Annotated in this window: 12 protein-coding genes; 10 read left to right on the forward strand and 2 right to left on the reverse strand. The window is 47.7% G+C overall.

Translation table 11 applies throughout. From position 1 onward, the window contains the following. Nucleotides 1–170 precede the first annotated feature (170 nt). The 9 genes from CSR04_RS25175 to CSR04_RS04465 all read left to right on the forward strand — a co-directional run bounded on the left by CSR04_RS25175 (nt 171) and on the right by CSR04_RS04465 (nt 8,909). Entirely contained in the window at nt 171–353 is a 183-nt protein-coding gene (locus tag CSR04_RS25175; protein ID WP_245921361.1) for an NADAR family protein, read from the forward strand. Nucleotides 354–453: 100 nt separating this feature from the next. Next, nucleotides 454–918: a DUF695 domain-containing protein gene (locus tag CSR04_RS04425; protein ID WP_102795049.1), complete on the forward strand. Its 465-nt coding sequence runs from the start codon at nt 454–456 to the stop codon at nt 916–918. An 89-nt stretch (nt 919–1,007) separates the two neighbouring features. Then, nucleotides 1,008–1,409 carry a hypothetical protein gene (locus CSR04_RS04430; RefSeq protein ID WP_146027097.1) on the forward strand — a complete coding sequence of 134 codons (402 nt, stop codon included), beginning with the start codon at nt 1,008–1,010 and terminating at the stop codon, nt 1,407–1,409. Between the two features lie 1,214 nt (nt 1,410–2,623). After that, entirely contained in the window at nt 2,624–3,973 is a 1,350-nt protein-coding gene (locus CSR04_RS04440) for a serine hydrolase domain-containing protein (protein WP_102795052.1), read from the forward strand. A gap of 631 nt (nt 3,974–4,604) precedes the next feature. After that, nucleotides 4,605–5,450, forward strand: coding sequence for a S1 family peptidase (locus CSR04_RS04445; protein WP_102795484.1), 846 nt, complete (start codon nt 4,605–4,607; stop codon nt 5,448–5,450). A 67-nt stretch (nt 5,451–5,517) separates the two neighbouring features. Beyond that, entirely contained in the window at nt 5,518–6,393 is an 876-nt protein-coding gene (locus CSR04_RS04450) for a hypothetical protein (RefSeq protein ID WP_146027098.1), read from the forward strand. A 201-nt stretch (nt 6,394–6,594) separates the two neighbouring features. After that, nucleotides 6,595–7,221, forward strand: coding sequence for a LysE family translocator (locus CSR04_RS04455; protein ID WP_102795054.1), 627 nt, complete (start codon nt 6,595–6,597; stop codon nt 7,219–7,221). Between the two features lie 25 nt (nt 7,222–7,246). Then, nucleotides 7,247–8,107, forward strand: coding sequence for a trypsin-like serine protease (locus CSR04_RS04460; RefSeq protein ID WP_102795055.1), 861 nt, complete (start codon nt 7,247–7,249; stop codon nt 8,105–8,107). A gap of 49 nt (nt 8,108–8,156) precedes the next feature. Then, nucleotides 8,157–8,909 (forward strand): hypothetical protein, encoded by a 753-nt coding sequence (locus CSR04_RS04465; RefSeq protein WP_102795056.1) that lies wholly within the window; start codon nt 8,157–8,159, stop codon nt 8,907–8,909. Between the two features lie 95 nt (nt 8,910–9,004). Here CSR04_RS04465 and CSR04_RS04470 read toward each other — a convergent pair whose 3' ends face one another. Then, on the reverse strand, nt 9,005–11,245 hold the full coding sequence (locus CSR04_RS04470; RefSeq protein WP_102795057.1) for a TonB-dependent receptor: 2,241 nt from the start codon (nt 11,243–11,245) through the stop codon (nt 9,005–9,007). 412 nt (nt 11,246–11,657) lie between these two features. On the opposite strand from CSR04_RS04470, the gene CSR04_RS04475 reads away from it, so the two are divergent. Continuing rightward, the gene (locus tag CSR04_RS04475; protein ID WP_102795058.1) at nt 11,658–11,882 is read left to right on the forward strand and encodes a DUF2061 domain-containing protein; all 225 of its coding nucleotides are present in this window, start codon (nt 11,658–11,660) and stop codon (nt 11,880–11,882) included. Here the strand turns inward: CSR04_RS04475 and CSR04_RS04480 are convergent. Further along, nucleotides 11,851–15,246, reverse strand: coding sequence for a hybrid sensor histidine kinase/response regulator (locus CSR04_RS04480; RefSeq protein ID WP_102795059.1), 3,396 nt, complete (start codon nt 15,244–15,246; stop codon nt 11,851–11,853). The two genes, CSR04_RS04475 and CSR04_RS04480, sit on opposite strands and share 32 nt — an antisense overlap. Between the last annotated feature and the right edge of the window lie 121 nt (nt 15,247–15,367).

Below are 15,367 nucleotides of genomic sequence, written 5' to 3' on the forward strand. Positions count from 1 at the left end.
ACGGGGTTTGGTGGCCTACTGTAGAACACTACTTTCAGGCTCAAAAATTTGAAGATAAAGAATACCGAGAAAAAAATCAGAACAGCCCATACCTCTAAAATTGCTGCTGAACTTGGCAGGAGCCGGAAAGTAGCCATAAGAACTGATTGGGAACAGGTTAGGATAACATTATGTATGAAGCAGTCCTGAAAAAATTCCAAACCCATCCTAAGCTCGCCGAGTTACTTAAGTCCACAGGAGCTCAAGACATCGTTGAGAATGCGCCGGGTGATTATTACTGGGGTTGCGGTCAAGATGGGACTGGCAAAAATAAACTAGGAAGGATTTTGGCTAGGGTTCGCGATGACATATAACAAGTTGTTGTTATTCGTTACGGCCACAAAAAGCGTGGCGTCCACCGGACGCGCTAACGCGCGCCGCAAAGCAAAGCGTTAAGCTTTTAAGGAATCGAGAATGTGGCCATTTAAAAAGAAAAACCAAAAATCAATTGAAGATTTAAATTCTGATGATCATTCATGGTCAGTATTGGAAGCCTCTGGAGAAACTGGGCCCATTATAATCCGGTTGAATGAATCGGCTAAGGAGTGGGCAAAGCATCCAGATTTAAATATTCGTGTCGGGTTTGCAATTCCTTTAAAAAATCCGAATCCCGATGGTATGCCAGACCCAGAAGAGAATGAGAAATTTGCGGAAATTGAGGATGGAATTACAAGTTTGGTTTTGCTAACTGGCCCTTCCATTCAAGTATTGGCTATAACTACTGGCACATTCAAAGAGTTTGTCTTTTATATCCAAAATGCTTCGGGTATAGAAAATGCACATAAACAAGCAATCGAAAAATATCCAAACTATGAAGTACAGTGTTACGGCGAAAATGATCCTAAATGGGTTGGTTATTTTCAGTGGCAAAAAGCTTAACCAGGTAATGTTATTACGCGCTGAAAAACACGCTTTGGACTGGCTTTACGCTGCGCTCCAAGCCAGCCCCAAATTACGGCGTTAAGCGTATGGTGAAGTTAGTGCTAACGTCATTGCTCTTGGCTTTCTCGCTGGCTAGTGAATCTTGTCCTATCAGCCCATTTAAGCGAGTTACTATGGAGCATGAAAGATTCCTTGAGGAATCAAATATAGTTTTTTTTGGCAGCCTGGATTCTGAAGAGATAGACGAAGAGGCAATGGAGCAAGTAGCAACGTTTACCGTCATCAAATCCTATAAAGGTAATGTCAGCGGAAAAGTTACTATCATAAATAAACTTAGCAGCAGTTGTTCCCGCACATTCCAGGCGCCAAAAAGTGCATTTTATGTTTATGCCAAGGCGACCGAGCAACGCGCTATTTATCAAATTTCGGGGTTTGCTTCGTTTGTGCCATTAAGTAACGCACAAGAGTATGAATGGTCACCGGAGTAAAACGCTTAACAAAGCGTTCAACCCCCGCTAAAAAATTCCCGGTCGGTTCAGGGCGCTGCTTAAAAGGTGGGCAATTTGCTGGGAGAAAATTGAGTGGAAGACGCGTCTGGGATGGCATCGCCCGGAATCTGCGAGAGCGCGCAGCAAATTCAGATGCTATCGAGAGGGCAGAGGATGCCCGAAGTGGACTTTTGATTGAAGGCAGGAAGCCGTAAATCAAAACTTTTTCACACCGCCTTTTAGTAGTGCCCTGGACTGACGTTGTTGGGAATCCAGCGGGCTTGTTTGAAAGCTACCTCCCTGTAGCTTTTCCTTCGGACCAGCGTAAAGCTGTCCAAAATCTTTCCCTAAGATTTTGTCTTTTGGTTACTTTGATTTGCTCTGTAAAGACAATCTGATCTGGAACCAGATTGAACAGCTTTAGCTGGCCTGAAAGGCAACAGGCAGGATGTCTGTTGTAAAAGTGACTGGCGCGCAAGGGATTGCGTGTCATAAAGGACAAGGAGGTCATGCATTCAAGACCTTGCCATAGCGGTCTTCGCCATGGATACTAAAACCGCAATTTGGTTAATCAATGCCATAGTTATAGTTAAATCCTGACATGGACAGTTCTCCCCAATAGTTGTCACTTAAGTTTGGCAAAACTCCGGAAATAGGGGAGTCCATTTCATTCGTTTTGTTTTCAGGTAAGTATGGATACAGTTGAAATTATTTTAGGCACTTTATTGATTCTTTTTTTATGCTTTTGCGGTGTGTTTGCTCCGATGTTGATGCCACTGTTTGTAAAAGAAGAATTTAAAGGTAAATTTCCTCGCTACATGGATGCAATCCAACCACCGTACGTCTACCAATCAAAGTGGTTCAATCCTATAGGCGTCATACTACAAAGGTTGGCACTTTTAGTTTGGATACCCGCATTAACACTCTCTGCGCTCGGCATTATATCCAACATGAACGTTAAGAAATTCCTGTATACCCTCGGCTGTCTTCACCATAGATACTGAAATTCGGATTAGCTTAATCCAAACCAAAGAAGCAGTTTTAAAACAGACATGGACGGTATCCTCAATGGTTACCAGTGAAGCGTGGCCAAACTCCGGGGGAGGGGGAATTCATATGCAAAGACACTTTGTTACAACCTATAAGTTGCATAACAGTGATCTTTTGTAGAGTCTGAAGTCTTTGATTTTAATGTCTTTAATTAGGGACCATTAATGAGCAAACTGTTTGCAGCATTGTGCTTCACCATGTTTATTAGCAGCTGTACGCAAGCGCCGACAACAGCAACTCAAGGTGTAAATAGCCCCGCTGCGCCAAAGCTTGAAAAGAGCGCGCTAGACAATGTGCTAAACCGATATAAAGACTCTCAGCATTTTATGGGTAGCGTGGCAATTTATCAGTCTGGAAAGCCGGTTTACAGCTATGCATCAGGCTATAGTAACGTTGAGAACAACACGCTATCAACACCTGAAACACGTTATCGAATTGGTTCGATAACCAAATCCTTTACTGCCCTGCTAATACTTATGGCATATGAGGAAGGCAAGCTAACACTGGATCAAACACTAGATTTGTTTTATCCGGAAATTGCAAATGCCAATAAAATTACCATAGCGATGTTGTTAAATCACAGCAGCGGTGTAAAAAACTACAACAGTATACCTGCTATGCAAACGATGATGTATAGCGGAGTTTCAAAGCAAGAGTTGGTCTCACTAATTAGCAACTTTGATAGTGAATTTGAACCAGGCACACAAGAGCGTTATAGCAACTCTAATTATATTCTGCTTACCTTTATTTTAGAGAGACTTTATCAAGCAACCTATGCGCAACTGATTAGCGAGAAAATAGCAACACCATTAGGGCTAAAAGACACATACTACGGACAGAAAATTGATGTTGAAAAAGGGGAGGCATACTCCTACATAAATGAAAATGGCTATGAGAAAGCCATAGAAGCAGATGGTTCGGTGATGCTTGGTGCCGGTGGGGTGATATCGACGACTTTGGATTTAGCTAAATTGTTTGATGCGCTATTTGCCGGTAATATTTTAAAGGCCAGCACCTTAGATAAGATGCTGGCGATTAATTATAGCTTTGGCTTGGGAGTCCAAAAATTAACTTATGGCGGCAAAGTCAGTTACGGCCACCGTGGTCATGTTGATGAATTTCACTCTGTGGTTTTACATATTCCTGAACAGGGTATGACGCTCGCGATATTGGAAAATGGCAGTTTTAGCGAGCTACCGGATATTGTCAAAGATATTTATTACGCTTATTTCAGTATGGATGAGAAAGCCTCACAGGCTTTGTTAAACAAGTTTACCGGCCGATTTCAAGAAGCGACAGATCCCGAACATATTGCCGAGTTTAAAGTAAAAGATGATCAACTGATATTGGTGATTGGTGGCGAATTTGAGGAGCCTTTGCTTTATACCGGTGGCACCGATTTTCTGTTTGATCAGTCTTACTCACCTGCTATTACCTTTACCTTCAAAGACGATGGCCAGTCATTGATCTTTAAGCAAGAAAAGGTGGAAGTCGTGATGAACCGGATCCAGTAGGCTGTATTGTTGAAACATCAATAAAGGGGTCAACTGAGCCAAAGCTTTGCCCCTAAGCGACCCGAGCCGCTTTGTGCCCTCCGCTTAAAAATTCCCGGTTAGTTCAGCGCGCGGCTAAAAGGGGGGCAGTTTGCTGGGAGTTGATTGAGTGGAATATGTGTTTCGGGTGACCTTGCCCGGAATTATAAGTCTATTTTTACGAATCTGACGGCAAACCCCATATCCGGTTTTATCGAGTAGTGATTTTTTCACCACGAAGATCAGAAGAGCACCAAGAATCAACAATCTCTATTGTCCTTCGTGTCCTTCGTGTCCTTCGTGTCCTTCGTGTCCTTCGTGTACTTTGTGTTCTTCGTGGTGATGATGGGAATAATAGTGAACAACAGACAGGACGCTCGAATGGTACTCCATGGAGGGTGTGTAATAAAAGAGAAGGAGGTCATGTTATTCAAACCTTGCCATGGTGCACTTCGCCGTGGATACTAAAACCGAATTTGGCTAAACAATGCCATAGGAATAGTTAAAACCTGACATGGGCAGTTCTCCCCAACAGTTTCCAATTAGGTTTGGAAAAACTCCGGAAATAAGGGAGTCCATATTATTTTTTAGCGCAACTCAGACAGAAGATCATATGAAGTTCTCGCAATTTTTATTTTTATCAATAGGGCTTTTTACATCCTTAGCTAATGCAATAGTCATTCGGCATGATGTTTCCGATGAAAAATATTCCGCTGTTCCATCTGACTTCCCTCCCTTAGCAACCTTATATAATATCGGGGTTCACGGTACATTGATTCACCCTCAATGGGTTGTCACCGCGGCCCATGCTGTTTTTTGCATGAACCCCGGGCAAAAAATTAAAGTTGGTGAAGAAATAGTATCTGTTTCTAATCGGTATAGTCACCCTGAATATCACTTGGGAGGTGAACACGACATAGCTTTAATTAAACTTGAATCCAGTATTAAAGAAATTGAACCTGCAGAAATGTATAACAACAACGACGAAAAAGGTGCTGTCGTTTGGTTTATAGGTATCGGCGGCACAGGAACTGGTACTAAAGGGCAGACAGTTGGCTATAAAGAAAATAATGGGAAGTTAAGAAAAGCTCAAAATAAGGTCGTTAGAACAACAGATACGGATATAGTGTTTAAATTTGAGGAAGGCTCTGCCGCAGAAGCACTGGAAGGCGTTTCAGGTAATGGTGATAGTGGCGGCCCTGCCTATAAAAAAAACGGAGATAAATATGAATTACTCGGTATCAGTTCACGCACCGACTCATGGTTTTATGGTGTAGGAGAATACGGCGTTACAGAGCTTTATACTCGTGTTTCATCATATAAAAGCTGGATACAAGATGTCATTTCAGCGGATAGTGACTTAATTAGGAAAAAAATTTCAACCCAAAGCCCTTTTCTGCATGATGGTATGAAACCGGAAAAAATGAATGATTTATGTTCTTCCATTGAGGTAAGGTAATCACAGGCTCTTTCGATTTCTAGAAAACAATTTTTATCTACCAATAGATTTTTATTGAGAGGCCAATGTGCAAAAAGCAAAGGTTCGACGCGATTTTGGCCTGACCTGGAAGTCTCGTCTTGAACAAGCGCGTTTGCGTGCCGCTACACCAGGGCCGCAATTGACTGATCAGCAGATAGCGAGCTTGCAACATACCATTTCACTGCTGGATGTATCCTCACCGCATAACAAAGCGCTTTTATGGTCTGGCAAAGATGTTCCGACAAGTGTCCCAATCAACGAGACTGATCCTAACGGCCCGATGTGGTGGGATAAGCTTGCTTGTCTTGAAGTTGATGTGTTTCGCGGACTTGGGCTGGCATTTAGCCTGGAGGATACGCAAGGCGGACGGTTTTTGCACGACTTACAGCTAAACTACCCGCAAAATGATCCGCTTAGTGTGGTAGCCCGAGCCTTGTGGGATAGGCTTTCCTGCCGTTTTGCTGCTGCTGTGACGGGTTGTATTGAAGTCATTGCTGAGGGCGCGTTTGGCGATAGCGTATTTCGAACAGTTGAGCTCGAAGCGGTTCTTTCTAACGACAAAATTACAACAATCAATGGACTGGCGAGAAGATACTTTCCATCTGGCTGTGACGACGCTTATTTCCTCCTGCGTCGATGGGATGTTGAGCGTAGCCGCAGATATTATGAGTTTATTACCGCGTGTGCTGATGCAACATCTTATGAACGGGCAACGGCCCTTGATGACCTGCGGGAAATTCAACTCTGGTATGAGCAGGATTTTTTCAGTCACCTAGGGCCAAATCGGGAACTACCTGGTTTACCTGACGGTATAGCTGAGGCATCAGACCAAGCCCAAGTGGTCGGTACCTGGAAGTATTCAGCAGCGTGGCGTGAATTCATTCAACAGACTGAAGTTGAATGTCGCAACAGCTTGAGGTAGCTGAAATGTAACCGGGCTGCTTGTTTTAGGGGAAGCCATATCTTTGGTAGTGTAAAGTGCTATGTGGGAAGTGATATTTAGCGTTAGTGATTCAAAGTGGATTGTTGAGAGCCTTGCATTTTCTGTCCCGTGGCTGGCTTAAGTATTTTTTGTATAGTCAGGGGAGGCAGCGCTAACACCTCATAGGGAACATCGGAACATATGGAAGAAATTAATTATTTATTAATTGTGATATCGGCGCTGGCGGCAATAGCCAGTCCGGGACCGGCCACCCTGGCGATAGCGGGAGCTTCGATGAAGCAGGGGCGCCGTGCGGGTGTTTGTCTGGCATTTGGAGTGCTGAGTGGTTCATTGTTTTGGTCAACCTCTGCCGCCTTTGGGCTGGCGGCCATACTGCACACCAATGTCTGGCTTTTTGAAGTGTTCAGATATTGCGGGGCGCTTTACTTGTTGTATCTGGCGGTGAAATCGCTGCGTAGCGCCTTTTCCACCGCTCCACTTACTCTGCCTGCCAACCAAGCCATGACAGCCAAGGGCTGTTACTTAAGTGGTTTGCTTATTCATTTAACCAATCCCAAGGCTATTTTGTTTTTCGCTGCCTTGTATTCAATCGGGGTGCCGCCAACTGCCAGCCCGTTGGCATTGCTGTCGGTCATCCTGGTTGTTGGCGCGCTAAGTTCGCTGATATTTCTGGGCTATGCCGTGCTTTTTTCCTATTCAGGTGTAAGACGCATCTACCTCAAATCCAAACGGGTCTTTGAAAGCGTGTTTGCGGTGTTTTTTGGCGCTGCAAGTTTAAAGTTACTTATCAGTGGGGCCGGTAAATAGGCGGGAAATATTACAAGGGACAGTGATGGGCAAAGTTCTATCTGTTGTATTGGTGGTCTTCAGTGTATCGGTATCAGCAATAGTGGTACGCCATGATGTGCCCGATAAGGCCTATCTTGCTGAACCAGACGACTTCCCGCCTTTGGCTACCTTCTACATTGACGGCGCTCACGGTACCTTGGTTAAACCTGACTGGGTGGTGACCGCTGCGCATGCCACATTCTGTGTTAATCCCGGCAGTTATATAGCCCTAACCAATGGCTATCACAGAGTTGAGCGAGTGTTTGTACATAAGGATTATCAACCAGGCAAAAGCCACGATATCGCCTTGATAAAACTTGCTAAGCCAGTGAATGACATAGAGCCTGCAAGGCTTTATGAGCAAACCGATGAACAGGGTAAGCAGATCTGGTTTATGGGCATAGGTGGTACCGGGGATGGCCTGAAAGGCCAAGTAGTGGATAATTTTGCAAACGCCGGAATACTGCGAAAAGCCCAGAATAAGGTCGAGCAAGCCAGCGGACCATGGCTAAAATTCAAGTTCGACAGCGGCGCTGCCGCTTTGCCCCTGGAAGGCGTTTCCGGTGGTGGCGATAGCGGTGGTCCGGCCTACCAGATTCATCAGGGTAAGCCATATGTACTTGGTATCAGTTCCAGGTTCGAAAGCGGTGGATTGGGCCGGTATGGTGTTGTTGAAGTGTATTCCCGCGTGTCTTTTTTTAAACCCTGGATTGAAAAAATCACAAGTGGTGAGGAAACTGTGCAGGCACAGTTGGCAACCCCCGCATTAACTAGCTTGCCAGGTGGGCTGACTACATCAATGCTACCTGACGTTTGTGCAGATATCGGCCTTAAGCCAAGCACAACCTGGCAAGCTGCCCCGTAACAACGGCAAATTAAAGCGCGCAAACAATAATAACCAAGGAAAACAGACAATGGCACATCCACCCACGAGTTTTGACTATCTAAAACTCTTTGTTGAAAACGTATCACTGTGGGAAATTGCCGCACTGCTGATTGTGCTTTCCGTGCTGTTTCGCCCGGATCTCCTGAAGCGGGTAAACCGACTAAAGTTTGGTGACTTTGAGGTTGAACTTGAACAACTGCGCCAGGAAGTGTCGGAGCAGAAGCAGGAAATCCGTGGGCTGGAAACCGCTCTGGAGCAGGAACGCCAGGTATTTGCGGAAATTCTGCAAGGGTTTGACCCCAATGCGCCGGTCAGTGCTCTGGCTGAAACCCGCGAGCGACTCAAAGCTTATGCGAAAGGTCTGGAAAATCTGGAACAGATCACCGATGGCCTGTTGCTCAGCTCCGGCCCGGAGCAGCTCTACGCTGCCGCCGTGATGTTTAAGGAGCGGCGGCCCACCCAATTTGTGCCACAACTGCTAGATTGTCTGGCGTCACTGGCGGCCGACAAGAACCTTTGCGGTGTTCGCTTAAACACGGTGTGGACCTTAACCAGCGCGCTGCATTTCACTCTGATCGCCTCGGTACGTGACGGCATTCGCCCGGCGGTTAACACCGCAGATCTCAAGCGTGTCCTGCTGGTACTTGAGCAACTGGAACAACATCCACGCATTCAGGATGACCGGCCAGACAACCCGGACAGGGGCATACGCGGCCCGATTAAGCATGCCAGAAACTGGGCGCAAAAAGGTTTGGAAGGGCAAAGCTCGCCAGACAAATAAGCTCACAATCGCTTTGGCATTTTACAGCCTGGCCTGATACAAAAAAGCCACACAGCAAGCTGTGTGGCTTTCTCACTAAACGACTGGCAACACTATTAATAGAAGTTCATTTTAAACTCTACACCAACAATCCGCGGTTCATTCACAAACACGGTATTGTTGTTAAAGTCGACTGCCCCTTTGATATTGTCCTCATCGGTGATATTGCGACCAAACAGGGCAACACTGTAATCGTGGCTGAAGTTTTCATAACCTATGCGCAGGCCGCCTTCAAAGTTATCTTTAGTGCGAAATTCAACGGCGTCATACAGAAACAGATTGGTTTCGCCCTGGAAGGCCCAGTCGGTGAAGACAAAGAATTCCCCGTCATCGCCCATCGGCACCGCGTAACGGGCGGTGAAGTTAAAAATCTGCTTGGGGGATTGCGGGAAAGGGTTGCCGTCAATCAGTGCTTCACCATTGACCATCCTGTCCACCACAGTACATTGGCCCGAACCGCAAGGGGCGACGGTTTGGTCAGCGTCCTGTAATTCGGTATCGCTCAAACCATAACCCGCGGTCAGGGTCAGGTTGTCGGTGGCCAGAAATTCCAAGTCCACCTCAAAGCCTTTACCTACGCCTTTATCGGCATTAAGCAAGCTGTTGCCCTGTGCTTCGCCACCGATGGCAGATATTTGAATATCATCAATTTCATAGTAGAACACCGCCACATTCAGGCGCAGTGTATCGTCAAGAAGATCAGATTTCATACCCACTTCAAACGAGGTGATGGTTTCCGCATCCGCGGTGGTGGGGGCGCCTTCAAATGCCACGTTACGGCCCTGAATGGTCTGCGCCCTGAAGCCACTGGCAACCCGGCTGAATAGGCTTGTGTCATCGGTCAGATTGTAGTTCAGGGCCAGCTCCCAGCTTACCTGCCCATCATCCACATTTATGTCCTGATAATCCTGAATCTGACATTCCATAATGCCGTCACCATTAAAGTCGGCAATCAGGCAAAAACCGTCAACGTTTTGGGCGCCAACCCTGAAGTCTTTTTCGTCATAGGTGTAGCGTAAGCCACCGGTCAGGCTGAGTTTGTCAGATAAATCATATGAGCCCTGGCCAAATATTGCCCAGGTGTAGTTGTCATGATAAACGGTGCTGGCACCATACAGGCCATCGATGCTGGTTACGCCAAAAGAAGAGTCAAAGTAAAAAGCACCAAACTGCCAGTCGTAACCGCGGGTGCCTTCACTGGCGATACGCAGTTCCTGGGTAAATTGCTTTAGATCTTCCAGTCTGTCTTCGGTCACTGCATCAAAGGGGATAAAACCAGGGCCAGTTCCCGCAACGCCACCGTCAATATCGCCTTTGCCACGGCCATCCGCTGTATCGTAGGCGGTAATCGAGGTCAGGCTAAAGCCGTCAAAGCCTTTTTCCAGTTTCAGTGAGGCACCATGGCTGCGATATTTCTGGAAATTATTATCGCCTTTGTCATAACTCACCGTATCTCTGTCATAGTTGGCATTCAGCTTATTGCTGCCTTTGCTGACGGCGTTGGCGCGAAAGATAGAGGCAGTACCGTCCAGATCCCGGGTATGCAGATTAAACAGGGCGCTAAAATCGTTGTTTTCGTACATTAACTGCAGACGCGCAGCATTTTCATGAAAGCCACCCATAACGTCTTTTTCACCGGTATGGGCGTTGGAAATCCAGTCATCGCGGTTTTGCGATAAACCCGACAGACGGAATGACCATTCATCGTTAATGGCGTTACCTACCGCACCTTCCAGATTCAGGGTGCCATAGCTGCCACCGGCGCCTTTCACATAGGCATCAAAACTCTGGCCCGGCTTGGCGGTATCGAACTTAACAATACCTGCCGTGGTGTTGCGACCAAACAGACTGCCCTGCGGACCACGGATCACTTCGACCCGTTGCACATCAAACAATGGGAAGCTTTTCAGGATCACATTTTCCATAACCACATCGTCCATAATAATGGACACGGGTTGCGATGCGGCTAAATCGAAGTCGGAGTTACCTAAACCACGAATGTAAAAGCGCGGAGCCACCCGGCCATTTGACGACTCGGCATAAAGGCCTGGAATACGATTGGCCAGAGCCTGTACATCGTCGCCGGCGGAAAAAATGGCGTCAAAACGTTCGCCACTTAGCGCGGCAATAGAGATAGGCACTTCCTGAATACTCTGTGTGCGCTTTTGTGCCGTGACCTGGATTTTTTCCAGTGCCTGCGCCTCTTTTTTGGCTTGTTGTTCCTGAGCCAGAAGTGGTGATGATATCAATGCGGCCTGTACGGCCATAGCCACAAGGGCTTTGTTCAGTGTGTTCATTGTGGTTACCGGTTAGTGTGCGTATTTTTTTGGGCTTTTATTGCCAGCTTATTATTTCTTAGACGAAATACCAGGTAGCGCAATGAAATCTCGCCTGGTTGGCTAATTTTACCACCCATAGGCCAAGTTGTTTGTTTTGTATCGCAAAAAACGCCTTGATTGAGAATTTCCGGATGATTGGATGATCAAACTTTCATAAGCGCGTCTTTTCTGAAATATTTTTGCCATATTGCCCCAAATCAGGGCAAGTTAACGCAGTTAAAATCGCCCTTGTTCAGCATGAAACGATTAGTAGAACATGCCAGTTATCTTTTAATCACATTAATAGATTGAATCGTTCTTTTTTAATTGTTTTATTGGGGGCCATGGCTGGCTTACGCTTCGCTCAGATATAGATTCTGAGGCTAATACCATGAGCAAAACCATCAGCTTCGCCATACTGCACTTTAGCGTGGCTTTTACTATTACTTATCTACTAACCGGCGATGTGTTAGTGGGTGGACTGGTGGCGCTAGTTGAGCCCACCGTTAACACGCTGGTATTTTACTGCCACGAGAAGGTCTGGAAACGCATAGAGTTGCGCGCCAGTTCAAAGGGATTTTCATCTAATGTTTATGATGCTCCAGCCAGGCTTTAAGGGCCGCCGGTTTAATGGGCTTGGCCAGAAAACTCACACCCATGTTTTGCGCCCGGATCTTCAGGCTTTCATCTTTGGCGGCTGTGACCAATAAGGCCGGTAAGGGCGATTGCCACTGATGGCGCAGCTTCTCAATCAGGACCAGACCGTCGGTGTGCTCCTGATCCAACTGATAATCAATAATCAGCACATCCGGGGCCGGGTGGCTTTGGGCATGGGCCAGGGCGTCGTCCACAGACTGTAAATATTCACCCTGACAGCCCCATTTACCCAGCAGTGTTTGCAGTGCATCCAGGTTGGTAGGGTTATCGTCCACACACAGGGCCACCGTGCCATTGAATTGCTGTTGGGTATTGTCTGTCTGACTCTGGCTTTTTAGCATCATGCTATTGCCCAAAGGCACCATCACACTGAAACAGCTGCCTTTGCCTGGTTCGGATTGTAGTTGAATAGGGTGGTGAAGCTGTTCGCTCATTTTTTTCACGACACTCAGGCCCAATCCCACGCCTTTTATCTCACCGCGATGGGCGCGGTAAAAATCGCTAAATACGTCGGCCTGTTCGGCTTCACTGATGCCAAAGCCGTTATCCCAGACCTGAACCAGCAAATGCATGCCACGCTTACGACAGCCCACCAGCACCCGGCCTTTAGGGCTGTATTTAATGGCATTGGAAATCAGGTTCTGCAAAATACGGCGTAAATAGGTGGGGTCGCTGTACACCACCGCTGCACAAGGGCGAATCCGCAGGCTAACCTGATTAAGCTCGGCCTGCATACGAAACTCCTGTTCCAGCGGCCGAATTAATTCCATCAGGCTGATATGTGACAGGGTGGGGGTTAAGGCACCTTGCTCGAGCTTGGCGATTTCCAGCAAGGTGGAAATCAACTGCTCGCTGGAGGTTAGCGAAGAACTGAGTTTATGCACGATCTGTTGATTGTGCTCAGACAGTTGCTCCTCATCCAGTGACGACAGATATAAGCGAGCGGCGTTTAGCGGCTGCAGAATATCGTGGCTGGCCAGCGCCAGAAAACGGGTTTTTGACTGATTGGCCTGTTCGGCGGTTTGCTTGGCACGTTTTAGCTCGTCATTAATTTCCCGGATCTGCCGGGTACGATGATCAATGCGTTTTTCCAGATCAATATTGGCGTCTTCCAGGGCTTTCTGGATTTCTACGTGCTCGGTAATGTCATTAAAGCTGGTGACGAAGCCGCCACCTGGTAAGGGGTTACCATTCATTTCAATCACCCGACCATCAGAGCGCCGACGGATAAAGCGATGAGGTGAGCCCTGCTGCATATGGTCAATACGCTTTGCCACCAACTCGTCGATATCACCGGGACCACATTCGCCATTGACGGCATTAAAACGCACCAGATTCTCGATGGGCTGACCAATTTCCACCATGCCCGGCGGATAGTTAAACAAGTCCAGATAGGCTTTATTCCAGGCTACCAGTTTCAGATCTTTATCCACCACACTGATGCCCTGGCTGATATTTTCGATACTGGAAAACAAGATAGCCTGATTGGTCTTCAGGGCTTCGGTGGTGTCTTCAAAAAAGGTGAAGACTTCTTCCACATCCATTTGCTGACCAGATACCAGCACTTTAATCAGGGTGCGGGACGAACTGCCCCCCAGCACTCCGGCTAAGGAGCGTTCACAGAACTGAATAAAATCGTCACTGGGCAGACTGCCACCATCCAGTGGTTCCTGATGATCCCTGGCATAGCGTTCCATCAGTTGTGCCGTTCGGCTTTGGCCGATAAAGGTATTCAGCAGCTCCTTCAAATCTGCCACCCGGATTTTACTTTGCGCAGTCACGCGCCGGGTTGCTGGCGGCAGCGCATTGGGGGTAACAAAGGCACTGGCTTGCATACGTTCCAGTAAACTGTGACCGGCACTTAAGGAAAACAGCAGGTAGCCGGCCAGATTGGCCAGCCAACTGATGACCACCCCCTGGGTGATAATACTGATACTGCTGTCGCCGCTGTGCTGCTCCGCCAGCGGGAACATCACAAACAGCACCCAGCAGCCGATCCCCAGCGCCAATCCGGCCAGAACTCCGCTGGCATGGCCCTGACGCCAATACAGCCCGCCGAGAATCGCTGGCATCAGTTGCACGACCAGCGAAAATGCCAGCAATCCCATGCTGGACAAGGCGCTTTGATCAGCCCAGTTGCCAAAGTAGGCATAGGCTAGCAGCAGGATCAAAAAGATCACCAGACGGCGAATATTCAGCAGTTTCTGCTTGTAGGTTTTATCTTTCAGCCAACGCTGAGGCTGTTTGCGCAGCAGCAGCGGCACAATCACATCGTTGGTCAGCATGGTGGACAGGGCCAGACTGGAAACCACGATCATGGCGGTGGCCGCAGAAATTCCACCCAGGAAAATCAATAAACTGAGTAAGTGTTGCCCCTGTGCCAGCGGCAATTGCATTAAAAAAGTGTCCTGATCCACGCCGCTGCCAGCAAACAATAAATTACCGGCGATGGCCACCGGCACAATGGCCACGGCCGTTAACAGCAAATACAGCGGGAACAGCCAGCGCGCCATGGCCAGATGCGACATCTTATGGTTGTCGACCACCATCACATGGAACTGCCTGGGTAGACAGAATATGGCCGCCGCCGCCATCAGGGCCTGAACCACAAAATCAAAGGCTGAGCCCTGCCAATCGTGCCACTGGGCCATTTGTGCCGACACGCCCTGGGTCGATACGTCCGGGCCGGTCAGTAAGGCAAAAGCGAAAAGGGCAGCGCAGCAAAGGCCGAATAATTTAACTAATGATTCCGCGCCTATCGCCAGCATCAGCCCCGAGCGGTACTGGGTAATGTCTGAATGGCGCGTACCAAAAATGACCGCAAAAACCGCCATAATCAAGGTGGCTGCCAGGGCTTTGTAGTTGCCTTCACCATCGGCACTGAGGCTGGCAAACACACTAAAACTGGCATCCACCGCTTTAAGCTGCAAGGCGATATAGGGAATGGTGGCCAGGGTCATCAATAGGGTAACCACCACTGCTATACTGCGTTTTTTGCCATATCTGGAAGAAATAAAGTCGGAAACCGAGGTGATATTCTGCTTTTTACTGACCAGCAGCATTTTTTGCAGCATGGGGTAACCAAACAGAAACAGCAAAATCGGGCCAAGCAGAATCGGCAGATACTGCCACTGGGATTTAGCCGCCTGGCCGACCGCGCCGTAGTAGGTCCATGACGTGCAATAAATACCCAGTGCCAGACTGTAGATCACCGGCTGGCGCGCCAGGCTGTTTGCCTTTGAGCCGGATTTGTCTCCTTTTTGCGCCAGCCAGAACAACAGTCCTACATAGGCAAGGGCGGCCAGGATCCAAAATATTGTCATGAGTCACTACGGTCTTGATTGCTTTTTTGCAACTCTAGCATGGTCAGCAGGGTTGGTCCCTGTTATTCGACCAAGGTCGGTGTTCGACTAAAGTCGGGCTAACAAGCCGTATTGTCGCTGC

Source organism: Bowmanella denitrificans, assembly GCF_002887595.1.
Lineage (GTDB): Bacteria > Pseudomonadota > Gammaproteobacteria > Enterobacterales > Alteromonadaceae > Bowmanella > Bowmanella denitrificans.